This window comes from Aliidongia dinghuensis (assembly GCF_014643535.1).
Classification (GTDB): Bacteria; Pseudomonadota; Alphaproteobacteria; order ATCC43930; family CGMCC-115725; genus Aliidongia; species Aliidongia dinghuensis.
Genome location: NZ_BMJQ01000027.1, coordinates 41438 through 67193, shown reverse-complemented (window position 1 = coordinate 67193; position 25756 = coordinate 41438). Strand labels below are relative to the sequence as shown.

Genomic DNA, 25756 nt, shown 5'->3' with positions numbered 1-25756 from the left:
CAAGGCGCCCATCGTCATCGGCCGCGACCACCTCGATTCCGGCTCGGTCGCCTCGCCCAACCGCGAGACCGAGGCGATGCGCGACGGGTCCGATGCGGTCTCCGACTGGCCGCTGCTGAACGCGCTCCTCAACTGTGCCTCCGGCGCCACCTGGGTCTCGCTGCATCACGGCGGCGGCGTCGGCATGGGCTTCTCGCAGCATTCCGGCATGGTCATTGTGTGCGACGGCACCGAAGCCGCAGCGGCGCGCATCGGCCGCGTGCTGTGGAACGACCCGGCGACCGGCGTCATGCGCCATGCCGACGCCGGCTACGACATCGCGATCGCCTGCGCCAGGGAGTACGGGCTGAACCTGCCGAGCCTCGGCTGAGGAGGCGGCCCTAGACGAAATAGGCCGGGTGATCGATGTCGGCGATCAGCTCCGGCCGTTTCGGTTGCCAGCCGAGCAGGGACCGGGTCCGCTCGCTCGAGGCCGGGGCGTCCATGCCCGCGAACATCGCGAACCAGCCGAAATGCTCCGCCGCGTCTTCCGGCGACTTCGAGACGACCGGAAGGTTCAGGCGGCGGCCGATCACCTCGGCGATCTCCTTGAACGGCACGCCCTCTTCGGCGACCGCATGGAAGGGGCCCCCTTCGGCGCCGCGCTCGAGGGCGAGCCGGTAGACGCGGGCTGCGTCGAGCCGATGCACCGCAGGCCAGCGGTTGTGCCCTGCGCCCACATAGACGGAGACGCCTTTCTGTCGAGCGATGCCGATCAGGATCGGCACGAAGCCATGATCGCCATGGCCATGCACCGACGGCGGAAGGCGTACCGCCGACGCACGCACCCCGCGCGCCGCCAAAGCGACGGCCGCCGCCTCGGACCGGCGCGGATAAACGGGTGAGTCGGACGGCGGCATGTCCGCCTCCGTCGCGTTGCGGCCCCGCGCCAGCAGGGCAACGCCGGACGTGACGAGCAGCGGGCGGTCGGAGCCTTCGAGCACGGCACCGATCGCCTCGATGGCGCGCCTGTCATCCTCGCAGTTCTGCACGAATTTCGAGAAGTCGTGGTTGAAGGCGGTATGGATCACCCCATCCGCCTCAGCAGCACCGCTCCGGAGACTGTCCAGGTCTTCAAGCGAGCCGCGATGGATCTCGGCGCCCGCCGCAACCAGGGCTTCCGCCCCCTTGTCCGAGCGGGTGAGACCGAGCACCTGATGGCCGGCGGCGATCAGTTCCTGCACGACGGCCGAGCCGACCCAGCCGGTGGCACCAGTGACGAACACACGCATGAGCAAAGTCTCCAGGTTTCGTTGGAGACAAATGTTCGCTCGCGGCCTATCCTGGTAAAGTAGTGATTTTATCGTATTATAATGGTTAACAGGATGGGCGACCACGTCACGACCGAGAACCTGCTCGGGACCTATCAGAAGGACCGTCGCCGTACCCCCGGCCCGCGTCGCGAGGAAGTGGCGCAGCGCGCGAACATCAGCCCGACCTGGTACACGTGGCTCGAACAAGGCCGCGGCGGTACGGCCCCTCGGGGCAAACCCGAGGGGCCGTACCGCCTGTTCCTGGAAAGAACCGGCCGAAAGATCTAGCGTCCAAACGGTGCGACGAACGCCGCCATAGCGTCAGCACGGGCCGTGAGCGGAGACGCTGCGTCGGTCGCGAGCTTCACGCCCAACGTGCCGAACCGCGCCCAGTTGGCGACGATCGCATCGAGCGACGTCTTGGTGAAACCCGTCTGCACGTCCACCACGTCCTTGACCGTCTTTGCCGCAAGCGCCGCCCGAGTGGCATCGGCGCCGGCGTCGATCGAGCTGCGGACGACGCCCGCAATTTCCCTGGAGAATTCTTCGACGGCCTTAGCGCAAAGGGCACTGGACTGGATCAGCGCGTCGAAATTCGCCTGTCCGAAGGCAGCGATATCGTCAAAGCCCTTGAAGGTCGGATTCGTCATCAAATACCCCGTTGGATTGGCAGTTGCAGAGGTTGTCGAGGAGCGTGCACCCTTATTGCGCGAAGGCGATTTCTCGACGGCCGGTTTGGATGTCTCGCCCTCGACAATCGCCGCGCTCGGCGGCAGAAGCGCGCCGGGCAATTTCGACCGCGGCGCAGACATCACCTTCGGTGATCCGGTCTCGACGCATCATGAGTTGCATCATCGGATCGGCGAACATCTCCGCGAGCGTCGGCTCCGTCCCCGCATGACTGAAAGGATTCAATCTGGAAACCTCCCCTTGTCGATCTTGTCGATGTCGTGCATCTTCGGGCGCTCGTGGCCCGATTGGCCGAAGTTGCCTCGCTCGTTCAATGGCTTGAGGCGTTGTTTCGGCGTGACACAAACCTATTATTAACCATGATTCGGCGTCCTGCCGGATTGCGCCTTTTCTTGGTCTCAGGACGCCAATTACGCTGCAGGCGCGAAAGGCGAGGCCACAGCGTGACGAGGCCCGGATCTCCGGCGGACCTGTCCTGGCGTCTCACCGAACTGCAGACGGTACTGCCGCGTAAAGTGCGACGGATCGGCGAATCCGCACTCCAGCGCCACGTCGAGGATCGATCCGGTCGACTGTTGGAGCAGCATCTGCGCGTGCTTCAGGCGAAGCTGCAGATAGAAGCGCGCGGGCGATTGGCCGAGCTCGGCGCCGAAGCGCCGCTGGAACTGCCGGTTCGACATGCCGGCGGCGTTTGCGAGTTCCGGCAGCGAAGCCGGCTTCTCGAGCATGTCCTCCATCAGCATGATCGCGCGCACGAGCCTTTTGTCGGTCAGGTTGAACCGCCATTGCACCGCCATGCGCTGGCTTTCGGTCGAGGGCCGGATGCGCGTATGGAGCATCAGCTCCGCCGCCTCGGCCGCCAGTTCGTAGCCGTGATCCTGCGCGATGAGGGCGAGGATCAGATCGAGGACCGCCGTGCCGCCGGCGCAGCTCACACGATCCCGATCAATGGCGAAGAGCCCGCGCGTCAGCATCACCGCCGGGAACCGTCGCGAGAATTCGGCGAAGAGCCGCCAATGCGTCGTACAGCGATAGCCGTCCAGTAATCCGGTTTTCGCCGTGAAGACGGCCCCGGATCCGAGCGAGCCGATCCGGCTGCCGCTTCGGGCCTGCGTGCGGAGCCAAGTAGCGGCCCGTTCATCATAGAATTCTGCGAACTCGATGTTCGACACGACGAGAATGCAGAAGAAATCCGACGCCCGCTCAATCGCAAGCTCCGGCACGACAATCATGCCGGTACTGGCCCGGACGGGAGTATTGTCGATGCCGACGGTGTGACAGGTATAGAGCGATGGCCCGGCCAGCCCCCCTGCCACATTCAGCAAATCAGCTGCAGCGCCCAGGGTCACCATCGAGAAGCCTGGAAGCAGCAAGAAGCCTATCCGCCTCGACGTCATTTCGGTTCCTCCGCTTGTAAGGACCGAACATCGCAACGTAGTCCCGTTAGACTACCGGTCCGCTTTTCCGTACTGCGCGAAGCCCAAACCGCCGCTTTTACCAATGATCTCCAAAGAGGTCATATGGGGAGCATGTCGTCGGTGCACCACCGGTGCCGTCAATTCTTCGGCCGCTACGCCTAATCGGCCGTTGCGTCGATCCGCTCGGCCCAGGCCGCGTGGTCGGCTTCCGGATGGGCGAGCGCCATCGCCGCGATCCCGCCCGCGGCGACGAACGCGCCGGCGGCGAGAAAGCCGGTGCGGAAGCCTGAAACCGGATCTGCGGCCACATCGACGATGGCGCCCATCAGCACCGGTGCCACGACGCCGGCCAGGGCATGGATCGAGTTGGTGATGCCGAGCAACGCGCCGCGCTGGGACGGGGGCGAGATTTCGCCGATCAGGGTCGAGCCCAGGGTGAAGAACACGCTGCCGGTCGCGAAGGCCAGGACGACGAGCAGGAGCTTGATCGGCGCTACGGAAACGAGCGGGAACAGCACCATCGCGACGCCCGCCGTCACGAGGCAGCAGCCGCCCAGCACGCCGCGGGCGACGCGGCTCGAGACACCGCGGCGCACCAGCCATTCGGACCAGGCGCCGAGCGTCGGCGCCATGACGATCTGGGCCAAGGACGGCAGCACGATGATCCAGCCGGCCTCGAGCGGCGTGAAGCCGGCGCCCTTCGTCAAATAGGCGGCGAGCCAGACCACGTTGAGCGTGATCGCCCAGTACGCGACGAAGCCGCCGATGAACACGCCCAGCGCGGTGCGGCTCAGCAGTAAGCGGGCATAGGGCCGTCGAAACGCCGCACCGCCGGCCCTGCCGCTGCGGGCATCGAGCCGGCCTTCGGCCCCGAACAGGCCCCAGGCGACCGCCCAGAGCAGGCTCGCCACCGACAGCGTCGCGAACGCGGCGTGCCAGCCGAAAAGCACGATAATAGCCGTAACGCCCGGGGCGATGATGCCGGCGCCGAAGGCGGCCCCGCAGGCGACGATGCTCGTCGGCACGGTCCGCCGCGTGTCGTCGAACCATTTGTAGACGGCATGGAGCGCCAGCGGAAAGGCCGGCCCCTCCCCGGTCCCAAGCACGATCCGGGCGATCAGCAGCGTCGTGAAGCCGACCGTGCCCGCCATCGGCGCCTGGGCGGCACCCCAGACGAGCGCCAGGATCAGCAGCAGCGGCTTGCTCGCGATCCGGTTCGCGAGGAAGCCGACGAGGACGCCGGACAGGCTGAACAGTAGGAAGAAGGCGCTGCCGAGCGTGCCGAACTCGGTATTGCTGAGACCGAGCTCACGCATGATCGGCACTGCCGACAGGCCGATGACCGCCTTGTCCGCGTAGTTGATCAACATGAAGAAGAAGATCAGGAAAACAATGGTCCAGCCGCGGCGGGTCTCGTCCATGGTCATCACCGTCTCCTTCGTGTCGGGCTGGCTCCCTCGGGTCAGGCCGGGCAGCTATAGCCCGCCGCCTGCGCCTCTTGGTCCCACGCCGCGATCAGCGCGTAATCGGCCTCGACCACAGGCGCGAAGCCCGCAAGGCAGAGCGCGTCGCGGAGTTCGGCGCAGCGCGGATCGTCGCCGAAAGACAGGAGCGCCGAGCGCAGCCGGTGGACGATCTCGTCGGGACAATCCGCGCTTGCGATGAGGAACGGGATCGGCGCCGGGTCGGTCGTGGCCAGCGTCCGCACGCGCTGGGCCACCGCCGGCTCGTGACGTTTCGTCAAGTCGAGCGCATAGCCGTCGAGCGGGCCGAGATCGATGGTGCCGTCGATGATCGCCTCGAGCACGCGCCGCGGCGTGTAGAGTGGGCCGATGCGTTTACCGTAGAGCGCCGGGCGCAGGCTCGAGCGATACGGCAGCAGATGGTGGCGCAGGGCGTTATAGCCGGAGTGCGAGTCCTCGACCGTGTAGCCGAGCCGGCCGCCGAACGTATCCTCGAGCGTGCGATAGGGCGCATCCGCCCGCACCACGAGATCGGTCATATAGACCGGCCGGCCGGCGTACCGCGCGCCCGCCGGGATCGGTGCCGCGAGCGGCTTCGGCCGATACTGCGAGCGGACGAACGGGAAGCCGCACATGAATGCGGCACCCAGATCAGGGCGCGACCAGAGAGCGGCGAGCGGCGCCGGAAACGCGTAGTCGATGACCGCGAGATCGACGCCGCTCTTGTCCGCAAGCCAGCGGAAGAACAGTTTCCAGGCAGCCGCCGCGGCCGGCGTCGCCGCATACATCCGCGCATTGGCAACGAGCGTCATGCCGGCCATTCCGCGCATTAAGCGAAGCGCAGTCGCTGGCCGATGCCAAGACGCTCGGCCTTGGCCAGCATGGCGTGGCCGAGCGCGATGTCGGACAGCGACAGGCCGCGCCCCTGGCTCGCCAGGCTCGATTCGATCGCAGCGAGGATTTCGTCGTCGGTGATCTTGAGCTCTTCGATATCGAGCCGGTTCAGATAGGCGAGATAGATGGGCTGCAACTCGGTCCTCCCTGAACGGCGAGCCGGGAACCGGCACACGGCCCCCGAACCTTGGCGACAATCCGGGCGACACCCGTTTCCCGCCGGCTCCAACCGCAGCACTGTAGCTTGCTGGTCTTATATGTCTATACAAAATGACAGAGATCGATTCAAATGAGCATCTATGAGAGGTCCGCCCGAGGCATGATACGACCATGACAAGCCGAACAGCGCCCGCCGCCTTTGGCGAGCCCCCCGCCGACCATCGCCGACATCGTCGCCATCGCGCGCGGCGGCGCCAGGATCGAGGTTTCCGCGGCGGTCGAAGCGCGCATTGCGGCGGCGCACGGTGCCGGCGCGGCGCTCAACGCGCCGGTTGTCCATCTGGTTCAGCCCAAAGACTTGCTCATTGCCCACCCGCCACCGGGACGATGCGCAGTGACTTGACCGAAAGGGCAAGTGTTCGGCCATCGGTGTTGATTCCCAGCGACTGCGGGGTCACCGCGTCAGGGAGGTCAAAAGTCACAGACACAACCTTGCCATCTTCGAGCAGATCTCGCGGGATGATCGCGGAGCGGCTTGCCTCCGACTCACCGGATACGAACGTCCATTCACCGACAACTTGCTCATTGACCCGGACGATCGCCCGCTGTTGCGGATGCTGAGCCGTCACCACCGGCGGCCAGCCGAAATCGGCCTCGATCCGCAGATCTCCCGAGGGGGGAAGCACCGGCCTCAAATCCACGCTCAGCTTATGGCCCAGCGTCCAGTGTGCCGGCTGCGTGCCCTCTTCCAGCCCGTCTACCAATGCAGCGGTCGGCCGTTTTTCATCTCGCGCCGTGATCTCGGTGCCAAGCTGGTACGGCCGCAGGGTCTCATCCACGATCCGGTACGACTCCCCCGCCCGTTGCGGATCGTGGGTGCAGAGGTTAAAGCCGTCCACCCTCCGGCAATAGTGCTCGTTGCCTGGGCGTGTTGCGACGCGAACAGCCAAGTCGTCGTCCAGTACGTATGCCGTGTCCCTCTTGAACCCCTGGTGCAGGAGATCGTCCGGCATCTTCGAGCAATAAAGGTCTTCAGCTGCAGGAGAGATCCGAGCGGGATAGAAGCTATTTTCTGTGAGGCCACTTCTTGCGGCAAGCCGTGCGAACCAGTACCACCCCCCAGAACCTCCCGGAGTTCCCGCAAGACCACACTGCCAGGCCGGCAGGACGACAATATGGCGGTGGTTCTTCGACAGCTCGCCCCAATCCGGCGCCGTCAACGGGTTGCTATAGGTCACCTTCGCGGCCGCGTGAACACTGTGCCGCAGTGGCATGAGGTCGACGACTTGGATGATCAACGCGAGCCCAAGGCAGAGCCGCAGCGCCCAGCGGCTCCGGACCGCCACGGTCGTGACGCCAATCGCAGCAAGGATGATCGCGTAGTGAGCAGGCCAAAACAGCCGACCCGAAGCCCGGAAGCTGGCGAGTGCGTGGAAGACCTTGTCGGGAACCGGAATCGTCCAGACAACTATGGTTCCCGCCGTGATCTTGACCGAGAGGGCCAGCAACGTGCACAGAGCCGAAATCAGAAACAGCGGCCGCAGCGCCGGCGACCAGAGCTGCAGCGCGAGCCCTGGCCGGCGCGCGAGGCCAATCAGCAACAGACCGACGACGCCCAAGCCAAGATAGTTATACCCCTCGTACTGCCCCCAAATGCTCGGCTGTGTCTTCAGAAGAATCGAGGGATATGCGGCCGGATCGATCGGCGACAGCAAATTCAGCGAATAAAGGGTATAGCCGTTGCCGGCGAATTGCGTCCCGTCTCCGCCGATGAGGAAGCCGAACACAGCAAGCGTTGCCAGCGTCACGAGTGAAATCGCCGCGACCACGGCACCCGCGGCCACAAGGCGAGCCTGCCCTTCGAGATAGGCCCGGTAGATCGCCGCACCGCCGATCATGGCCGCAAACAAGCTGATGTAAGGATTGATCGCGCTGGCAATCGCACTCAGGACCAAGAAGGGCCGGACGTATCTGCCAAAGCCCTCGGATGTCAGCGGCGCGAAATAGTAATAGAGACCGGCGATGATGACCCATTGGGTTGACAGGGCGTAATGGCCAAAGAGGCGCCACGTCAGGGCTGGGGAAACCAGGAAGAATATTCCGCCGATGACACACGTCAGGATGTCTCTCGGCACAAACCGGGCAACGAGACGGAAGCCGAAATAGGCTTGGAGCGAATGGCAGGCGACAGCATAGAGGCCGAGGTATTGAAAATCCGTCGGCAACCAGCCGGACAGTAAGCGCAACGGAACCGCCACCAGGGGGATGACGTCTAGATAGGACGCCGAGACGCCGAGCGGATAGCCCAGGCCATCAACCCAGGTTAGCGGAAAGCCCCATCCTTTCTGGTGGCGAAGAAACTCCCATGCCGCCTGGTATTGCGCAGGATCGCCGACAAGCCAGGAAAGGTCGCTGGGATTAATATGGTGCCACCCCACCAACAGCCAGACGTTCACGTATCCGGCGACCGCCCCCAGAACAGCAAATAGAAGGGCTTGCCAGCGCACCTCCGAGATGCCGGCCTCGCTCGCCCTGGGCAACAGAACGATCCGATCTTTCGCGGCGGCGGCTCTGCTAGGGGTGACGGTCATCGTGCGTCACCGACGGCCGAGGGCGCTCGAAACGACCACATCCAGTGCAGCGCGAAACTGGCTACCGGATAACCAAGCGCGACCATTCCGGCAGCCGTCTCACGGCTGATCATCAAGCCCGTCGTCGCCACCCACAAGAAGGCTGACGACAGGCAGAACAGGATGGCCGAGGTGATGCAGAAGCGCCTGAAGTAATAAGGATGCTGCCCCTCGGCCTCGAACGTGACGCTGTGGTGGCCGATGTAGGAGACCAGTAGGGAAAGGATCGTCGCCGCTACATGTGCTTGGGCGAGAGGGATCGCCATCAGATTCATGAAAAGCCGCATCATCAGGTAATAGGAAGCGGTCGCGACGACGCCAACGGCACCGAATCGAAACAGCCGCCGGCCAAGCGCAACCGCCTGCCAGAGAAGTGACGTCTTATCGGACACGCGCGCGGACCTGTTCCTGCTGCTGAAACAGAAATCTGCGAGAGAGAAGGAAATCCTTATAGTCAACTGCGGGGATGACAGATTTCTGGCTTCTATTGTTCAGGAGCAGCAATGCCGCAGTGATTGTCGAAACGATCGCCTGCGCGAGGATCATGAGCACTCCGAAAGACACGGTCGTGGCCCAGCCCGGCGTCGCCAGATCCGTAAAGAGACGTATGATCATGACGGCCAGGATGACAGGCACGCCAATCGCCAGCAGACCCAGCGTGGCGATCAGCATGCGCACGAAAATCATGTCGCTGTAGACCGAGATCCCGCTAAGGCCATGCACCATGAGCGATACGTAATTCATCTTGGACGAGCCGGCGTATCGCCGGCCGCGGTCGATCGGGATTCGCCGAATTGGGAGGCGGGAACGCATGACTGCCGCCGGCAGGTGATTCCAAAGGTCCGGCACCAGCACCAACCTCCCGACATAGGATTTCGATATCAGGCTGAAATTTCCAAAGCTTATCAGTTTGCCCGTCAAAAGTTTGAAGAACATCTTATAGAGATGGTAGAAAATCTTGAACGTGACGCGCTCATTGCGGCGACGCCGCTCAGCAACTATCACGAAGTCCTGCTGTCCCTGGGCCGCCGCTACAAGGCGCGCGATGTCCTCTGGGCGGTCCTCGCCATCCGCATCCATAATCAGAACGGCGTCCGCGTCCCCGTCCTGAGCCGCCACAGCGAGGCCGATCGCAATAGCGCGCTGATGCCCAACGTTGACGGACAGGTGGACGATCTCTACAGCCTGGAGTGTCGCATACGCATCGTCCGGCCGGCCCATTTCCGGCGCCGGGTCGGTAGAGCCGTCATCGATCGCCAGCACTGACACGGCGCAATCCAGGTCCTGGCAGGCGATATCGATGTTCTTCAACAACGCCGAGAACGATTCCCAGTCATTGAACACAGGGGTTACTATTTCCAACTTACGCAATTCGCAACCCCATTGCATTCACAGACCGTAGCAAGCGCAGATTGAGTACAAGCGCAACTTCGCAGCGTCAACGGCCCTGTGTGAGCTCGGACGACAACCGAGGTGCCGACCGATCCCGGTGACAATGCGGATGAAACCGAAAATCCGGATGCGACAGGTACCTCGCTGTGACGTACCCGCCGGCATACCCTTGATGACTTCCTGTCGCGCGTCGCCCGGCGCAATATCGAAAAGAGCATCGAGGGGCAAAACTGGTGCCGGATGCAGGATTTGAACCCGCGACCTTCGGTTTACAAAACCGCTGCACTACCGCTGTGCTAATCCGGCCTCGCCAGCCTCGGGCCAGTACCTAGCACGGCACCGGCGGGAAGGCCAAGCGCCACCAGTGCTCGGGCGCGGTGCCGCGGCTGCATGGCCTACGGCGCGTAGCTCTCAACCTGATGCCGCCGTTCCTCGAGCAGGCTGCCATCCACGAGCTCGGTCCGGCCGGTCGGATCGGACGGGGTTTCCCCGGCGGGGTCGAGCGTGAATTGCGTTTCGGTCGGGCGCGTCGTGTCGAACGGGTTGCACACCCAGCGGCGCCAGACCATTCGGCCCCAGGCGACGCCCCGGCGGCGGCGCCAGCCGAGGGCTACGGGATACCAGGCGAACCAGCGCTCCCAAGGGCCGGTCGCCCAAGGCGGCGGTGCGGGTGATGGACGTTTCATAGAAGCGCGCTCATCCTGCCACGAATGTTCCGCTGCACGCCATCGCCCTCGCCGCCCCTGGAGGTCGTTCCTCGGGCGGGTCCTGCCCCTGGCGCCGACGTGTTCCGGAAGAATACCCGCCCCGGTGGCAAAACCGTAGCAAATAGCGTTCCCCCTCGACGCGCCGAAAGGACGCGCCACCTATTGCTCCATGTCGTAGCCTTGCCTCACTCCTGTCGCATTGCTCCCGCACATTGCCCCTCAGCACATTGCCCCCCAGCACATTGCCCCGCTGGGACGGCTCGGCTAGGCTCCGGCCGAACCGCTACTTGAACCGATCCTTCCCTCGTGCTGCCGGAGATGTCATGCCGCAAATCGCCATCATCGTCGAATTCGAGACGCTGCCGGGCCAGCAGGCCGCGTTCGAGGCGATCATCCGCGAACATGCCCGCCGCACGCTCGCCGAGGAGCCGGGCTGCCTGCGCTTCGAGGTGCTGCACCGGGTCGACGAGACCGGCCAGCGCGTGCCGAACCAGCTGCTGGTGAACGAACTCTATGCCGACCGCGCGGCCGTGGTCGCGCACCGCAATTCCCCGCGCATGCCCCAAGTCGGCGCAGCACTCGCCCCGCTGCTCGCGAGCCGGCGGCTGATCGAGGCCGAGGTCGAGGGCGAAGCGTGATCCGTGGTTCGCTGATCTTGCTCACCGCGGCGACCGTCTTCTACGCCGCCTTACCGGCGCGGGCGGCGGAGCCGGTCGACCCGGTGATGCGCCGCTGGAAGCAGTCCGACCAGTGCATCGCCGACGCGACCAAGCAGGTGCCGGACCATAACGAGGCAGCGCTGCGCAAGCGCGATGCGCTGGTCGACCAATGCTTCAAGGCCCACGGGCTGCCGCCGCGTGCCGGCATCGCGCCCGCCGAGCCGCCGGCATCGACACCCGCCCCCAACACCGGAGCGGGAACGGCACCGGGCACGACGCCGAACTGATCGGCGCCAAGGATCATGTCGCTCGGACCATGCCCCTGACCGCCGCGCTTCGCCGGGGCGCACTCGCCCTGCTCGCCGGCATCGTCGCCGCGTCCGACGCCTCAGCCGCGGACGAGACCGACCCGCACAAGCTGCCGGTCAAGGTGGTGGCGGACCAGCGCCTGGCGGTGACCGGGGCCGGCGGCGCCGGCGTCCTGCCGCTCTATGTCACGGGCGACTGGACGCGGCCCGAGCCTGCCGTGACGCGCGCGATCATCGTCATCCACGGCCTCCTGCGTGACGCCGACACCTACCTCCGCTCGGCCGAGACGGCGCTCAGCGAAGCGGGCGACGCCGGCCGCGGCACCCTGCTGATCGTGCCGCAGTTCCTGGCCGACCTCGACATCGCGCCGCACGACCTGCCGGCCGAGACGCTGCGCTGGGGCCGGTCAAGCTGGACCGGCGGCGAGCCGGCGCACAGGCCAGCGCCGGTGAGCTCGTTCGAGGCGATCGACGCCATCCTGGCGCGGCTTGCCGATCCCGATCTGTTTCCTGCCTTGCAGACCGTCGTCGTCGCCGGCCATTCCGCCGGGGCCCAGGTGGCGCAGCGCTACGCCGTCGCCGGCAACGGCGAGGCGGCGCTCACCCAGCACGGCGTGCACGTGCGCTACGTCGTCGCGAACCCGTCGTCCTACGTCTATTTCAGCGCCGACCGGCCGCTCGCCGCCGGCGGCACGGGGCCGTTTCCGGCCGCCACCTGCCCCGACTTCAACCAGTGGAAATACGGCTTCGAGGCGCCGCCGCCCTATGTCGCGGCCAGCACGCCCGACGCACTGGAGCGGCGCTATGCGGCGCGCGATGTCGTCTATCTGCTGGGCACGGCCGACATCGACCCGAACCATCCGGCGCTCGACAAGAGCTGTGCCGCCGAGGCCGAGGGGCCCTATCGCTTCGCTCGCGGCCATGCCTATTTCGCCTATCTCCAGGCGCGCCACCCGACAGGCTTTGCCCAGAGCCTGCACGATGTGCCGGGCGTCGCCCATGACGGCGGCCGGATGCTGGGCTCTACCTGCGGGCTCGCCGCCCTGTTCGACGCGCCCGGCTGTCCCGCCGGCTGATATCCCGTCAGCTAAAGCGCCAGGGCTAAAGCGCCAAGACGCGCCGGTAGGTGTCGAGCATGCCGGCCTGGACGCGGGCGTCGGCGAATTCGGCGAGCGCCTTGGCGCGCGCGGCTTGCCCCATGCGCCGGCGGAGCTCCGGGTCGAGCGCCAGCTGTTTCAAGCGCGCCGCGACCGCCGCGTCGTCGTCGACCGGCACCAGGAACCCGGTCTCGCCGTCGACCAGCGCCTCGCGGCAGCCGGGCATATCGGTCGTGACCACCGGCCGGCCGCATGATGCTGCCTCGAGCAACGTCTTCGGCACGCCCTCGCCGTAGCGCGACGGATAGACCGCCATGTGGCAGCCCTGCCAGAACGAGACGACGTCGGAGATATGGCCGACCCATTCGACCAGCCCCTCGGCAACCCAGCTCTCGACCTCTTCCTTGGTATGGGAATCGGCGCTGCCCTTGTCGGTACCGCCGGCGAGCAGGAAGCGGATCGGCACGCCCTCGGCCTTCAAGCGGCGCATGGCCGCGACGGCGACGGCCGGCCCCTTGTCGCGCACGAGGCGGCAGGCCATGGCGACGATCGGCACGCCATCGGGCTCGGGCTTGGGGGCGAAACGGTCGGTATCGACGCCGCAGCTGCAGACGAGCGCCACCTGGCTCTGCCGCATGGCGCCGCCGGCGGCGAGCCGGTCGCCGTCATCCGGGTTCTCGAGTGTCACCAGCGCGTCCGGCCCGCGCATGCCGAGCGCCAGCGCCAGCAGCACCGGGCGGCGCAGCACTCGCGCCTTCAGGCGCTGCGAGGTGAAGACGTAACCCAGGCCCGCCACGGTCGAGACCCTGGCCCTGACCCCGGCCAGGCGCGCCATGAGCCCGCCGTAGATGATCGCCTTCAGGGCGATGGAATGGACGATGTCCGGCCGCTCGCGCCGGAACAACCGCCACAGCATCCAGAGCGTCTTGATCTCGTTCAGGAGCGGCCCGCCGCCGCGCCGCCAGGGCAGCGCCACCACGGTGAAGCCGAGCTGCTCCAGGATCTCGCGGTGGGCCTGCACGCGCGCGCAGACGAAGACGCGATATCCCGCCGCAAGCGCCGCCTGGCCGATGGCCAGGCGATGCAGCCAGAAATACCAATCCTCGGTGACCACGTAGATGAGCGTCTTCTGGCGTGCCGGCATCATGATCCGTTGTTGTGCCGTAAGGGCCGTCATCCCCGCGGAGGCGGGGATCCAGAGCGGCCGCAAAGGCTGACAGCCGTCGCTCGCCCTGGATCCCCGCCTTCGCGGGCATGACGGCAGGAAGGGCAGCGGGCGGGAGTACCATTCCCCTCCGGCGAGATCAAGCCGCCCCCAGTTGCGCGCCTAGTTGTGCCCGGGGCGCGATGCTGCCTTCTGCCGGGTGTACGGACCCTCCGCTTTTGCTATGGTCGCGCCGGATCGAGAATTCCGGCGGTTTGGGCATATCGGGTGAAGCGGATCAATCGGACATTCCTGGCGCTGGTGCACGACGCCCTCATGACGGCGCTGTCGCTGCTGCTGTCGCTTTATCTGCGCCTCGGCGCGGACATGGCGGCGCTCGACCGGACGATGCTGCTGCAGGACATGGCGCTGTTCACGGTCATCGTGCTCGTCTTCCTGCGCCTGACCGGGCTCTATCGCGGCATCTGGCGCTATGCCTCGCTCAACGACCTGTTCGCGATCGGCCGCGCCGTCACCGTGGCGGTGCTCGCCTATACGCTGGTCCTGTTCCTCTCGACCCGCCTCGAGGGGCAGCCGCGCTCGACGCTCGTCATCAACTGGTTCGTGCTGATCGGCCTCCTGTCCGGCCCGCGCATTCTCTATCGCCTGTTCAAGGACGGCCGGCTCGACCGGGTGTTCGAGCGCGACGCCCATCGCCGCATCCCGGTGCTGCTGGTCGGCGCCGGCGATGGGGCCGAGCTGTTCGTCAACGAGATGCGCCGCGACCGGCGCTCGAACTACGATCCGATCGGCATCATCGCCGTCAACGAAGGCCGCGTCGGCCGGACGATTCACCGCGTGCCGGTCGTGGGCACGATCGACCAGCTGACGGGCGCGGTCGAGAAGCTGACCGAGACCGACCGTCGGCCGCAGCGCATCATCCTGACCAACGACATGATCGACGGCGCGCTCATCAGCCGCGTGGTCGACCAGGCCTCCGCCCTCGGCATCGACATCGCACGCATGCCGCGCGTGAGCGAGCTCAAGTCCGGCGTCGGCGACGGGCTGGAGATCCGGCCGATCGCGATCGAGGATCTGTTGGGCCGGGCGCAGCGCGTGCTCGACCGCGAGGCCATGGCGCACCTCATCCGCGGCCGCCGCGTGCTGGTGACCGGCGCCGGCGGCACGATTGGCTCGGAGCTCGTCCGCCAGATCGCGGCGCTCGCGCCCTCGCACCTGACGCTCGTCGACAGTGCCGAATACCAGCTCTACCTGATCGACCTGGACCTGGCTGAGAATTTCGCGACCCTGCCGCGGACGACCAGCCTCGGCGACGTGCGTGACCGCCACCGGCTCGACGAGATCATGGCCGAGGCGCGGCCGGAGCTCGTATTCCACGCCGCCGCCTACAAGCACGTGCCGATGGTCGAGGCAAACCCGACCGAGGGCGTGCTGACCAACGTCATCGGCACGCGCAACCTGGCCGAGGCGTGCCGGACGGCCGGTGTCGCGGCCATGGTCATGATCTCGACCGACAAGGCGGTGCATCCGACCAACGTCATGGGGGCGTCCAAGCGCCTGGCCGAATGCATCTGCCAGGCGCTCGATCTCGCCGGCCGTGCCGGCGGCCAGAAGAACGCGACCCGCTTCGTCACCGTCCGCTTCGGCAACGTGCTGGGCTCGACCGGCTCGGTCGTGCCGCTGTTCCGGCGTCAGCTGCAGGCCGGCGGACCGCTGACCGTCACCCACAAGGACGTGACGCGCTTCTTCATGACCGTGCGCGAGGCGGTCGAGCTCGTGCTGCAGGCGTCCGCCGTCGCCATGTCCGACCATCCGCCCAAGGGGCTGGAGCGCGGCGGCATCTTCGTGCTCGAGATGGGCGAATCGGTCAAGATCGCCGACCTCGCGCGCCAGATGATCCGGCTCGCGGGCCTCGTGCCCGACCGCGACATCAAGATCGAGTACATCGGGCTCCGTCCGGGCGAGAAGCTCTACGAGGAGCTGTTCCACGAGGCCGAGCCGCCGGTGAAGACCGAGGCCGACGGCATCCTCCTGGCCGCCCCGCGTACCGCCGACTATGCGGTCTTGAGCCGCGCGCTCGACGAGATGGACGAGGCCGCCCGCGGCCGGGACACGGCACGCGTGCTGACGCTCTTGAGCCATCTCGTGCCGGAGCTGCAGCGCGAGGCCGGACAGATGGCCTTACCGGCGGCCGACGCCGCCCGCTGATATCGTTCAGGCCGCCGCCTTCTTCCACGCCGCCGCGAACAGGCCCGCGCCGATCAGCATGGAGCCGCCGACGCGATTGACCCGGCGCTGCACTTCGGGCCGCTTGACCGCGCGGCGGGCGGCCGAGGCGAGCAGCGCGTAGCCGATCGTGTTCACGGCCGCGAGCACCAGGAAGGTCGCTTCGAAAATCACCATCTGCGGCACGATCGGCGCGCTCGCCAGGAAGAATTGCGGCAGGAAGGCCACGAAGAACACGATGCTCTTGGGATTGAGCGCCGTCACCGCATAGGCGTGCAGAAACATGCGCCAGCCGTTGGTCTCGGCCGTCTCCTCCGTTGTCATCGCGCCGACCGGCGCGCGCCACAGCTTGATGCCGAGATAGATGAGATAGGCCGCCCCGACCCAGCGCAGGCCGGTAAACAAGGCAGCCGAGGTCGTGAGCAGAACGCCCAGGCCCAGCATTGAGGCGGTCATCGCCGTGAAATCGCCGAGCGTCACGCCGGCAACCGTCGCGAAGGCCGAGCGCCGGCCATGCCCGAGGGCATAGGACACGACCAGCAACACGGTCGGTCCCGGGAGAGCCAGCACGACCGCGGCGGCAGCGGTGAAGGCGAGCCAATGGTCGAGCGGCATTGCGGCACCCATCATGGTAAGCAAAGCCTGATCAATCCACGGCGCGGTGCCGAACGCAACCGGTTCGGCACCGACGGCCGCGGGACCCGGCCTACGGCCGAAGCTCCAGCACGATGTTGAACGGCGTCTCGGCCGCGCGCCGGAACTGCCCGTAGCCGGCCTCGTCCGCCACTTGTTTGAGGCGCGCCTCGCCCGCCTGCGCACCCAGGGCCAGCGCCACCTCCTGGCTCATCGACGCCGGCGTGCAGATCATGGTCGAGGCCGCATAGTAGATCCGCCCGACCGGGTTGAGATTGCCGGCGAGATCGTCATTGGCAAAAGGCTCGACCAGCATGAAGGTGCCGTCCGGCGCGAGGCTCTCCCGGATGTGGCGCGCGGCGCCGACCGGATCGCCCATGTCGTGCAGTGCGTCGAAGATGGTGACGAGCCCATAGCCCGCGCCCGGGAAATCCTTGGCCGACGCGGTCTCGAACCGGACACGGTCGCCCAGGCCCTGCTCGCGCGCCGCCTCGCGCGCCCGCTCGATCGAGGCGCCGTGGTAGTCGAAACCGGTGAAGCGCGAGTTCGGGAAGGCCTTCGCCATGACGATGGTCGAGGCGCCGTGGCCGCAGCCGACGTCGGCAACCGTGGTGCCGGCCTCGAGCTTGGCCTTGACCCCGTCGAGCGCCGGGATCCAGGCATCCACCAGATTGGCGTTGTAGCCGGGACGGAAGAACCGCTCGGTGCCGCGGAACAGGCACGAAGCATGCTCGTGCCATCCCATGCCCTTGCCGGTCCGGAACGCTTCCTCGACCCGTTGCTCGTCCTGGAACATGGCCGAGATGATGTCGAAGCCGCCGGCCATGAAAGCTGGCCCGTCCTCGTCCGCGAACACCATCGACTGCTCGTCGTTGAGCCAGAACTGGCCCGTTTTCGGATCGCAATCGACGTAGCCGGACGCCGCCTGCGCCGCGAGCCATTCCCTGAGATTGCGCTCGTTCATGCCGGTTTCGGCCGCGAGCATGGCCGAATTCGCCCGCCCAAGGCGCTTCAGCGCCTTGTAGAGTCCGAGATGGTCGCCCAGCACGACGAGAGCCGCGGACGCCGCCGCGCCCAGATCGCCAGCCATCTTGCCCACGAACGCCTGAAGCCTGTCCGGATCCGCCGTCATGATCGCCCTCCCGTAAGCCGCGCTCGGCCGCCTCGGCTCGAACTTGATGGGACCGAGCTCCGATGATTAAGCGCTTTTTCGGTGGGTTTGTCAGATCAACTCGACGGGATCCGGATACCGTTCAGGTGAGGCGACGATCGGCCCGATCGCCGTAACACCGTCAAGCCCGATCAGGGCTCCGCCGGACCGGACCCGGCGCCTGTGCGGTCGATGACCCCGGCGATTTCCGCGAGTTCCGCCTTGGTGAGCGACAGGCTCGCGGCGTCGATCCAGCCGTCGACCTGGGCTGGCCGGCGGGCGCCGACGATGGCGCCGGTGACGCCGGGCCAGGCAAGCGTCCAGGCGACCGCGACGGCGGCGACGCTGGTATGCCGGCGATCCGCGATGCCCTTCATGATCTCGGCGACGGCGAGATTGCGGGCGAGCGCCGGCGGCTTGAAATTGTCGTTGCGCGAGCGCCAGTCGTTTGCCGGCAATGCCGCCGCCCGCTCGGCCGTGAAGCCGCCGCTGAGCAAGCCGGCCTGCATCGGGCTGTAGACGATCACGCCCGTCTCGTGCTGGGCGCACCACGGCAGTTCGGCCACGGCCACATCGCGCCGGATCGCCGAGAACGGCGGCTGCAGCGTGTCGACATGGCCAAGAGCCTCGGCGGCAGCCAGCTGCTGGGCCGAGTGGTTGGACAGGCCGACGGCTGCCACCTTGCCCTCGCGCTTCAGGTCGAGCAGCACCTGCCAATAGACCTCGAGCGGCGTGCCGTCTTCGGTCGGCCAATGCATCTGGTAGAGGTCGATATGGTCGACGCGCAGCCGGCTGAGCGACGCCTCGAGCTCGCGGCGGAGGCTCGCCGGCGCGCCGATCCGGCTCGGCAGCGCGTTGCGATCCGTCGGATGCGGGATCAGGCCGCATTTCGTGAAGACATAGGGCCGCTCGCTCTTCGGGATGCCGGCGAGCGCTTCGGCCACGACCTCCTCGGAATGGCCGACGCCATAGATCGCCGCGGTGTCGATCCAGTTGACGCCGCGCTCGACGGCGCGCCGGATCGCGGCAACCGAATCCCGGTCGTCCTGGTTGCCCCAGCCGACCGCCCAGTCGCCGCCGACGGCCCAGGAGCCGAACCCGACCCGGGTAATATGCATGTCGGTCCGGCCGAGCCGCCGGACGGGCAGAGAATTATCGCGAGGCATGCTGTGTTCCTGGTGTGGTGAACCAATCGACGGGACGGTCGCACAGGGCTATTATGATGGTCCAACGCATTATTCTTCTCAGACTCAGCACTAATTCTGATTAATTGGACCGCCGATGGACCTGAAGCAGCTCGAGCATTTCGTGACCGTCGCCGCCGAGCAGAACTTCACGCGCGCGGCGCACAAGCTCCATATCGTGCAGTCGGGCCTGTCCGCCTCGATCCGGACGCTCGAAGAGGAGCTGGGCGCCGCCCTCTTCATCCGGACGACGCGCCGCGTCTCCCTGACCACGACCGGCCGCGCCTTCCTGATCGAGGCGCGCCGCGTGCTGGCGGCAGCGGCGGACGCGCGGCGGCTCGTCGACCAGATGCGCGGGCTCGAGCGCGGCACGCTGTCGATCGGCACGATCCAGGGCCTGTCGCCGCTCATCGACATCGCCCAAGTGCTGGGCCGCTTCCGTGCCGCCTATCCGGGCATCGAGATCCGCCTTGTCTCGGGCGGCTCGCTCTCGCTCATCGAGGGGGTGCGCACGGGCGCGCTCGACCTTGCCTTCACCCAGTTCGTCGGCACCATCCCGCCGAATACCACGGCCTGGATGCTTGCCTGCGAGCCGCTGGTCGCGGCCTCGGCACCCGACCATCCGCTCGCCGGCCGCACGGAAGTGACGCTCGCCGAGCTCACCCGCGAGACCTTCGTCGACCTGCAGCCGGATTGGGGCACGCGTCAGCTGATCGACCGCAGCTTCGCCGAGGCACGGCTCAGCCGCCGCATCGGCTTCGAGGTGAACGATCCCGCGACCCAGCTGGATCTCGTGGCCCACGGGCTCGGCATCGCGCTCGTGCCCCAGGCGGTGATCGCGAACCGGATCGCCACGCGGACACCCGCCATCGTGGGCTATGCCGAGCTCGCCGAGCCGGAGATCTGCTGGGAACTGGCCGCCGTCTTCGCCCATGACGAGCAGCGCCAGCCGCTGAGCGCCGTGACCCGGCACTTCACGGAGCTGCTGCGCGCGTCCGTCGAGATCCTCGAGGAGTCCGAGGCACCTCCCCTCGCCGCCGCCGACTGAGCATCACTCCACCAGGGCCTGCAGCGTCTCGACCCGGTCGGCCTCGGCGGCGGGCTTGTCCCAGCGGATGCGATGGACGCGCGGGAAGCGCATGGCGAGGCCGGATTTGTGGCGGGTCGAGGCTTGGACCGCGTCGAACGCGATCTCCAGCACCAGCGCCTGCTCGACCTCGCGCACCGGGCCGAAGCGGTTGGTCGTGTGATGGCGGACCCAGCGGTCGAGCTCGATCAGCTCCTCGTCGGTGAAGCCCGAATAGGCCTTGCCGACCGGCACCAGCTCGTCGCCGCGCCAGGCACCGAACGTATAGTCGGAATAATAGGATGAGCGCTTGCCGTGGCCGCGCTGGGCGTACATCAGCACGCAGTCGAGCGTAAGCGCGCCGCGCTTCCACTTGAACCACGGCCCCTTGGGCCGGCCGGCGAGATAGGGCGTGTCGCGCCGCTTCAGCATCAGCCCCTCGATGCCACGCTCGCGCGCCTCGTCCCTGAGCGTCGCAAGCTCGCCCCATTGGTCGAACGGGATGAGCGGCGACAAGTCGAGCCGCGGCCGCGGCTGGCGGCGGAACCAGGCCTCGAGCAGCGCCCGCCGCTCGGCCTGGGCCAGGCCCCGGAGGTCCTCGCCCTCGATCCAGAGCGCGTCATAGAGCCGGACGAAGGCCGGGTAGCGCTGGATCAGCTTCGGGTCCGGCTTCTTGCGGTTCAGGCGCTGCTGCAGGTCGTTGAACGAGCCGATCGCTTCGAACGAGCCGACCAGCAGCTCGCCGTCGAGCACGATGCCGTCGGGCAGGGTTGCGACCAGGTCCGGAAAGGCGGCCGAGACCTCGTCGCCGGTGCGCGAATAGAGCCGCTTCTCGCCGCCGCGCACCGCGATCTGCACGCGGATGCCGTCCCATTTCCATTCGGCGAGATATTCGGCGGCCGGCATCTGGTCGAGCTCGCCCTCGTCGAGCGGGTTCGCCAGCATGAGCGGCAGGAAGGTCGGCCGCTCGCCCGGGTCGGGCTTGGGCGCCCGGCCTTCGAGCCAGGCGAAGAGCGGCTCGTAGGGCGCGTCGAGCCCATGCCAGACCTCCTCGACCAGATCCGGGTCGACAGGTCCGAGCGAGGCGACCGCCGTCTTGGCGAGCCGGGCCGAGACGCCGACGCGCAGGCCACCAGTCATGAGCTTGAGCAACGCCCAGCGCCCGGTGGCGTCGAGCGCGTCGAGCCAGCCTTCGAGGAGGCGCCCGACCTGGCCGCGCCCGACCGTCATGAGCCCGTCGACGATCTCCGTCAGGTCGGGCACGCGGTTGGCGCCGGGCCGCTCGGGCCAGATGAGCGCCGCCGTCTCGGCCAGGTCGCCGACGAAATCGTAGGACCAGCCGAACAGTTCCTCATCGACCCGCTCCAGCACCAGCGCGCGGATCTGGGCCGCCTTTGCCTCCGGGAACGACAGCGCGCCGGTCAGTGCCGCCAGCGCCCAGCCACGCTCCGGATCGGCGGTGGTGCGGAAATATTCCTCCATCAGCCTGAGCTTGCCGTTGCGCGCCGGCGTGAACAGCAGCGCGTCGAGCAGGCGGGCGAAGGCGATCACGTCGCGCCGCCCGCTACGACGCCCCGGCCAAGAGCGCCTTCAAGCCCGGGCCGGCGCGTTCCGCCATGGTCTGGCCGAGCGCCATCAGCGCGTTGCCGGGCCGGACCATCACCTCCATCTCGACGATCAGGCCCGTGTCGTCGAAGCGGAAGATGTCGACGCCTTTCAACCGCTTGTCGCCGATGCGCGCGGAGAATTCGAGGATGACGCTGCGGCCGTCCAGGCTCAGGAACTCGCGGTGATAGGCGAAATCCTCGAACACGGTCAGCACGGTGCCAAGCACCAGCAGGATTGCCTCTCGGCCCGGATAGGGCTTGAAGAAGGCCGGCGAGCGGAACACCACATCCTCGGCGATGATCGACGGCAGGTCGGTTGCGTCCTTTGCCGCGACGATGCGATGCCAGGTTTCGAGCGTGCGGGAGATCTCGGGCGCAGGCCCGGCGGTCGTGGTCATGGTCATTCTTCCTCCCCTAGTCCGACGAGCCTGAGGGCCCGCGCCCGGCGGCCCGTGAGCGTCGCCTGGCGGATCAGCGCCTCCTCGGCCCCATGGGTCACCCAGATTTCCGGTGCCGCGACATCGTCGAACGTCCGATTGAGCTCGTCCCAATCGGCATGGTCTGAAATCACCAGCGGCAGCTCGACGCCCCATTGCTTGGCGCGCTGCTTGACCCGCATCCAGCCGGATGCCATGGCGACCACCGGGTCGGGCAGCTTGCGCGCCCAGAGATCGGCCGTGTTGCCGGGCGGCGCCAGGATGATGCGGCCCTTGAGATCCTCTTTCGCGGCGCCCTGCCAGGGCCGGATATCGCCAAAATCCTGGCCGAATTCCCGGTAGAGGTCGCAGAGCGCCGAAATCGCGCCATGGAGATAGATCGGCGCGTCATGGCCCTTGGCCCGGATCAGGGCCAAAAGGCGCTGCGCCTTCCCCAGCGAATAGGCGCCGACCAGCAAGCAGCGCTCCGGATAGAGTGCTTGCGCGTGCAGCAGCTTGTCGATCTCCTCGCCATCCGGCGGATGGCGGAACACCGGCAGGCCGAACGTCGCCTCGGTCACGAACACATCGCACGGCACCGGCTCGAACGGGGCACAGGTCGGGTCCGGCCGGCGCTTGTAGTCGCCCGAGACCACGGCCCGGCTGCCCTGCCAATCGAGCACGACCTGGGCGCTGCCCAGCACATGGCCGGCCGGCACGAGCCGGACCCGGACCTCGCCGATCGTGACCGTCTCGCCATAGGCCACCGGCTGCAGGCTCGTGCCGGCCGCCTCGCCCAGGCGATGGCGCATGATGGCGAGCGTCTCGGCCGTCGCCAGCACGGCGCCGTTGCCGCCGCGTGCATGGTCGGAATGGCCATGGGTGATGACCGCCCGCGCCGCCGCCCGCGTCGGGTCGATGAAGAAGTCGCCGGGCAGGCAATAGAGCCCGCCGGTGACTGGCTTCAGCCAGGTTTCGGGATGCGGCACGCTTGTCATGCCGGCAGGATGCCGCCATGGGGCTGGCAAAACCAGGGCCTTGAGCCAAACTAAGGCGACATGCCCGACGACGCCCCACCGCCCGACACCATCCTGCCCGAGCGTTTCCGCGCCTGGTTCACCCAACGCGGCTGGCGGCCGCACGGCCATCAGCTCGCCATGCTGGCGGCGGCCGAGGCCGGGCGATCGGCGCTGCTGGTCGCCCCCACCGGCGGCGGCAAGACCTTGGCCGGGTTCCTGCCGAGCCTGATCGAACTCGCCCGCGCGGCACCGCCCGGCCTGCACACGCTCTATGTCTCGCCCTTGAAGGCGCTCACCGCCGACATCCAGCGCAACCTGATGGTGCCGGCGAGCGAGATGGCGCTCGATCTGCGCATCGAGACCCGGACCGGCGACACGGGCGCCAAGGAGCGGCAGCGACAGAAGACCGATCCGCCGCATATGCTCTTGACCACGCCCGAGTCGCTGGCGCTGCTCGTCTCCTACCCCGAGGCGCGGACGATCTTCGCCGGCCTCAAGGCGATCGTGATCGACGAACTGCACGCGCTCGCCGGGACCAAGCGCGGCGATCTCTTGGCCTTGGGCCTCGCGCGCCTCGCGAAGCTGGCGCCGGGCGCGCGCCGCGTCGGCCTGTCGGCGACGGTCGCCTGGCCGGACGATCTCGCGGCCTATCTCGCCCCCGACGGCGCGCCGGTCGCGCGCATCAAGGGGGCGGCGACACCCGAGCCCGAGATCTCGATCCTGGAGCCCGCGGCGGAACTGCCCTGGGCCGGGCACATGGGCGTGCATGCGCTGCCCGAGATCTATCTCGCGATCAAGGCGCACCGGACCACGCTCGTCTTCGTCAATACGCGCGCCCAGGCCGAGATCATTTTTCAGGAGCTGTGGAAGCTCAACGACGACAACCTGCCGATTGCGCTGCATCACGGCAGCCTCGCGACCGAGCAGCGGCTGAAGGTCGAGGCGGCCATGGCCTCGGGCCGGCTCCGGGCCGTCGTTGCCACCTCCTCGCTCGACCTGGGCGTCGACTGGGCCGCGGTCGACCTCGTGGTGCAGCTGGGCGCCCCCAAGGGCGTCGCACGCCTGGTCCAGCGCATCGGCCGCGCCAACCACCGGTTCGATGCGCCGAGCCGCGCCATCCTGGCGCCGGCCAACCGGTTCGAGGTGCTGGAATGCCAGGCGGCGCTCGACGCGGTCGCGGCACACGAGCTCGACGGCGAGCGGCCGAAGCCGGGCGGGCTCGATGTCTTGGCCCAGCACATCCTGGGCGTCGCCTGCGCCGAGCCGGTGACGGCCGACGCGCTCTATGCCGAAGTCTCAGGGGCGGCGCCCTATCGGACGCTCGACCGCAAGACGTTCGACGACTGCCTCGAGTTCGTCGCGACCGGCGGCTATGCGCTCGCGAGCTACGAGCGCTGGCACAAGCTGTTCTGCGATTCGCTCGGCCGCTGGCAGGTTGCGGGCGAGCAGACGGCGCGGCGCTACCGCATGAACATCGGCACCATTGTCGAGGCAACCGTGCTCAAGGTGCGCCTCGGCGGCGGGCCGACCCTGGGCGAGGTCGAGGAATATTTCGCCCAGCAGCTCAGGTTCGGCGACACGTTCCTGTTCGCGGGCCAGCTGCTGCGCTTCATCGAGATCCGCGACATGGTCGTGATCGCCCAGCGCGCAACGGGCGGCGGCGCGCCGAAGATCCCGGCCTACGAGGGCGGCAAGCTGCCGCTCACGACCTACCTCGCCGACCGGGTGCGCGGCATCATCGCCGATCCCGGCCGCTGGGCGGGTCTCCCGGTCGACGTCAAGGAGTGGCTGGGCCTGCAGCGCTGGCGCAGCCAGATGCCGCCGCCGGGAGGGCTCCTGGTCGAGAGCTTCCCGCGGGGGCCGCGCTGGTTCCTCATCGCCTATTGCTTCGAGGGCCGCAATGCGCACCAGACCTTGGGCATGCTCCTGACCAAGCGCATGGAGCGCATGGGGCTCCGACCGCTGGGCTTCGTCGCGTCGGACTATGTGTTGGCGGTCTGGAGCGTCGAGCAGCCGGGCCGGCACCGGGGCGAGCTCGACGAGCTGTTCGACGAGGACATGCTGGGCGACGATCTCGAGGCCTGGATGGCTGAATCCTCGATGCTCCGCCGCACCTTCCGCAATTGCGCGATCATCGCGGGGCTCATCGACCGCAACCTGCCCGGACTCGCCAAGACCGGGCGGCAGGTGACCTTCAACAGCGACCTGATCTACGACGTGCTGCGCAAGCACCAGCCGGACCATATCCTCTTGCGCGCGACCCGCGCCGACGCGGCGACGGGCCTGACCGACATCAAGCGGCTTGGCGAGTTGCTCAGCCGCATCAAGGGCCGCATCACCCACCGAAGGCTCGACCGCATTTCGCCGCTCGCCGTCCCGGTGCTGCTGGAGATCGGCCGCGAGACCATCTACGGCAACGAGGACGCACTCCTGGAAGACGCCGAGACGCTGATCCGCGACGCAATGGGTGGGGACGAAGGCTAATTCTAACCGTCCCGCGCAGGCGGGAATCCAGGATTGCCGCAAAGGCTCGTAGCAGCCGTCGCCGGCTCCGGATCCCCGCCTGCACGGGGATTGGGGC

At 67.4% G+C, this 25756-nt stretch carries 25 protein-coding genes, 1 tRNA gene and 1 pseudogene; 9 read left to right on the top strand and 18 right to left on the bottom strand.

The features are described 5' to 3' along the window. Positions 1-370 (top strand): annotated as a pseudogene (locus IEY58_RS31935) (urocanate hydratase); the annotation flags it as partial. A 10-nt stretch (positions 371-380) separates the two neighbouring features. On the opposite strand, the gene IEY58_RS31930 reads toward IEY58_RS31935, so the two are convergent. Beyond that, complete coding sequence (locus IEY58_RS31930) at positions 381-1271, bottom strand: SDR family oxidoreductase (RefSeq protein WP_189052232.1); 891 nt, start codon at positions 1269-1271, stop codon at positions 381-383. Between the two features lie 93 nt (positions 1272-1364). On the opposite strand from IEY58_RS31930, the gene IEY58_RS31925 reads away from it, so the two are divergent. Next, the gene (locus IEY58_RS31925; RefSeq protein ID WP_456057538.1) at positions 1365-1580 is read left to right on the top strand and encodes a helix-turn-helix domain-containing protein; all 216 of its coding nucleotides are present in this window, start codon (positions 1365-1367) and stop codon (positions 1578-1580) included. On the opposite strand, the gene IEY58_RS31920 is transcribed toward IEY58_RS31925, so the two are convergent. Further along, the gene (locus IEY58_RS31920; RefSeq protein WP_189052231.1) at positions 1577-1942 is read right to left on the bottom strand and encodes a phasin family protein; all 366 of its coding nucleotides are present in this window, start codon (positions 1940-1942) and stop codon (positions 1577-1579) included. The genes IEY58_RS31925 and IEY58_RS31920 overlap by 4 nt on opposite strands. Between IEY58_RS31920 and IEY58_RS31915 the strand changes: the two genes are divergently transcribed. After that, complete coding sequence (locus IEY58_RS31915; protein WP_189052230.1) at positions 1923-2339, top strand: hypothetical protein; 417 nt, start codon at positions 1923-1925, stop codon at positions 2337-2339. The genes IEY58_RS31920 and IEY58_RS31915 overlap by 20 nt on opposite strands. Before the next feature lie 53 nt (positions 2340-2392). On the opposite strand, the gene IEY58_RS31910 is transcribed toward IEY58_RS31915, so the two are convergent. The 9 genes from IEY58_RS31910 to IEY58_RS31870 all read right to left on the bottom strand — a co-directional run bounded on the left by IEY58_RS31910 (position 2393) and on the right by IEY58_RS31870 (position 10624). Continuing rightward, complete coding sequence (locus IEY58_RS31910) at positions 2393-3379, bottom strand: GlxA family transcriptional regulator (RefSeq protein ID WP_189052229.1); 987 nt, start codon at positions 3377-3379, stop codon at positions 2393-2395. A 179-nt stretch (positions 3380-3558) separates the two neighbouring features. After that, complete coding sequence (locus IEY58_RS31905; RefSeq protein ID WP_229744120.1) at positions 3559-4827, bottom strand: MFS transporter; 1269 nt, start codon at positions 4825-4827, stop codon at positions 3559-3561. A gap of 35 nt (positions 4828-4862) precedes the next feature. Beyond that, the gene (locus IEY58_RS31900; RefSeq protein ID WP_229744119.1) at positions 4863-5675 is read right to left on the bottom strand and encodes a phosphate/phosphite/phosphonate ABC transporter substrate-binding protein; all 813 of its coding nucleotides are present in this window, start codon (positions 5673-5675) and stop codon (positions 4863-4865) included. A 17-nt stretch (positions 5676-5692) separates the two neighbouring features. Then, positions 5693-5893 carry a hypothetical protein gene (locus IEY58_RS31895; protein WP_189052242.1) on the bottom strand — a complete coding sequence of 67 codons (201 nt, stop codon included), beginning with the start codon at positions 5891-5893 and terminating at the stop codon, positions 5693-5695. Positions 5894-6278: 385 nt separating this feature from the next. Beyond that, a complete protein-coding gene (locus IEY58_RS31890; RefSeq protein ID WP_189052227.1) occupies positions 6279-8507 on the bottom strand; it encodes a DUF6311 domain-containing protein in 2229 nt (742 codons plus the stop codon). Then, on the bottom strand, positions 8504-8938 hold the full coding sequence (locus IEY58_RS31885) for a GtrA family protein (protein WP_189052226.1): 435 nt from the start codon (positions 8936-8938) through the stop codon (positions 8504-8506). The genes IEY58_RS31890 and IEY58_RS31885 overlap by 4 nt, the downstream gene beginning before the upstream one ends. Then, complete coding sequence (locus IEY58_RS31880; protein WP_189052225.1) at positions 8928-9917, bottom strand: glycosyltransferase; 990 nt, start codon at positions 9915-9917, stop codon at positions 8928-8930. The genes IEY58_RS31885 and IEY58_RS31880 overlap by 11 nt, the downstream gene beginning before the upstream one ends. A gap of 252 nt (positions 9918-10169) precedes the next feature. Continuing rightward, positions 10170-10244 (bottom strand) — tRNA-Thr (locus tag IEY58_RS31875). An 89-nt stretch (positions 10245-10333) separates the two neighbouring features. Further along, a complete protein-coding gene (locus tag IEY58_RS31870) occupies positions 10334-10624 on the bottom strand; it encodes a hypothetical protein (protein WP_189052224.1) in 291 nt (96 codons plus the stop codon). A 344-nt stretch (positions 10625-10968) separates the two neighbouring features. On the opposite strand from IEY58_RS31870, the gene IEY58_RS31865 reads away from it, so the two are divergent. Genes IEY58_RS31865 through IEY58_RS31855 form a run of 3 tightly spaced genes read left to right on the top strand, consistent with a single transcriptional unit; the run spans position 10969 to position 12688 of the window. Beyond that, complete coding sequence (locus IEY58_RS31865; RefSeq protein ID WP_189052223.1) at positions 10969-11283, top strand: putative quinol monooxygenase; 315 nt, start codon at positions 10969-10971, stop codon at positions 11281-11283. Next, positions 11280-11591 carry a hypothetical protein gene (locus IEY58_RS31860; protein ID WP_189052222.1) on the top strand — a complete coding sequence of 104 codons (312 nt, stop codon included), beginning with the start codon at positions 11280-11282 and terminating at the stop codon, positions 11589-11591. Before IEY58_RS31865 ends, IEY58_RS31860 begins: the two co-directional genes overlap by 4 nt. Positions 11592-11620: 29 nt before the next feature. After that, positions 11621-12688: an alpha/beta hydrolase gene (locus tag IEY58_RS31855; protein WP_189052221.1), complete on the top strand. Its 1068-nt coding sequence runs from the start codon at positions 11621-11623 to the stop codon at positions 12686-12688. Positions 12689-12713: 25 nt separating this feature from the next. Here IEY58_RS31855 and IEY58_RS31850 read toward each other — a convergent pair whose 3' ends face one another. Further along, on the bottom strand, positions 12714-13856 hold the full coding sequence (locus tag IEY58_RS31850) for a glycosyltransferase family 4 protein (protein WP_189052220.1): 1143 nt from the start codon (positions 13854-13856) through the stop codon (positions 12714-12716). A 285-nt stretch (positions 13857-14141) separates the two neighbouring features. Between IEY58_RS31850 and IEY58_RS31845 the strand changes: the two genes are divergently transcribed. Continuing rightward, positions 14142-16082 (top strand): polysaccharide biosynthesis protein, encoded by a 1941-nt coding sequence (locus IEY58_RS31845; RefSeq protein WP_229744118.1) that lies wholly within the window; start codon positions 14142-14144, stop codon positions 16080-16082. Between the two features lie 6 nt (positions 16083-16088). On the opposite strand, the gene IEY58_RS31840 is transcribed toward IEY58_RS31845, so the two are convergent. From IEY58_RS31840 to IEY58_RS31830, 3 genes are all read right to left on the bottom strand, one after another. After that, the gene (locus IEY58_RS31840) at positions 16089-16730 is read right to left on the bottom strand and encodes a LysE family translocator (RefSeq protein ID WP_456057537.1); all 642 of its coding nucleotides are present in this window, start codon (positions 16728-16730) and stop codon (positions 16089-16091) included. Between the two features lie 76 nt (positions 16731-16806). Beyond that, entirely contained in the window at positions 16807-17865 is a 1059-nt protein-coding gene (locus IEY58_RS31835) for a class I SAM-dependent methyltransferase (RefSeq protein ID WP_189052219.1), read from the bottom strand. A gap of 170 nt (positions 17866-18035) precedes the next feature. After that, complete coding sequence (locus IEY58_RS31830) at positions 18036-19049, bottom strand: aldo/keto reductase (protein WP_229744117.1); 1014 nt, start codon at positions 19047-19049, stop codon at positions 18036-18038. A gap of 115 nt (positions 19050-19164) precedes the next feature. On the opposite strand from IEY58_RS31830, the gene IEY58_RS31825 reads away from it, so the two are divergent. Beyond that, complete coding sequence (locus IEY58_RS31825; protein ID WP_189052218.1) at positions 19165-20115, top strand: LysR family transcriptional regulator; 951 nt, start codon at positions 19165-19167, stop codon at positions 20113-20115. Between the two features lie 3 nt (positions 20116-20118). On the opposite strand, the gene IEY58_RS31820 is transcribed toward IEY58_RS31825, so the two are convergent. From IEY58_RS31820 to IEY58_RS31810, 3 genes are read right to left on the bottom strand one after another with little or no spacing between them, the layout of a single operon-like run. Continuing rightward, a complete protein-coding gene (locus IEY58_RS31820; protein ID WP_189052217.1) occupies positions 20119-21684 on the bottom strand; it encodes a cisplatin damage response ATP-dependent DNA ligase in 1566 nt (521 codons plus the stop codon). Positions 21685-21697: 13 nt separating this feature from the next. Further along, positions 21698-22138, bottom strand: a complete 441-nt coding sequence (locus IEY58_RS31815) for a nuclear transport factor 2 family protein (RefSeq protein ID WP_229744116.1) — start codon at positions 22136-22138, stop codon at positions 21698-21700. A gap of 2 nt (positions 22139-22140) precedes the next feature. Continuing rightward, positions 22141-23145, bottom strand: a complete 1005-nt coding sequence (locus tag IEY58_RS31810; protein ID WP_456057536.1) for a ligase-associated DNA damage response exonuclease — start codon at positions 23143-23145, stop codon at positions 22141-22143. A 69-nt stretch (positions 23146-23214) separates the two neighbouring features. Between IEY58_RS31810 and IEY58_RS31805 the strand changes: the two genes are divergently transcribed. Further along, complete coding sequence (locus IEY58_RS31805; protein ID WP_189052214.1) at positions 23215-25659, top strand: ligase-associated DNA damage response DEXH box helicase; 2445 nt, start codon at positions 23215-23217, stop codon at positions 25657-25659. Positions 25660-25756: the final 97 nt, after the last annotated feature.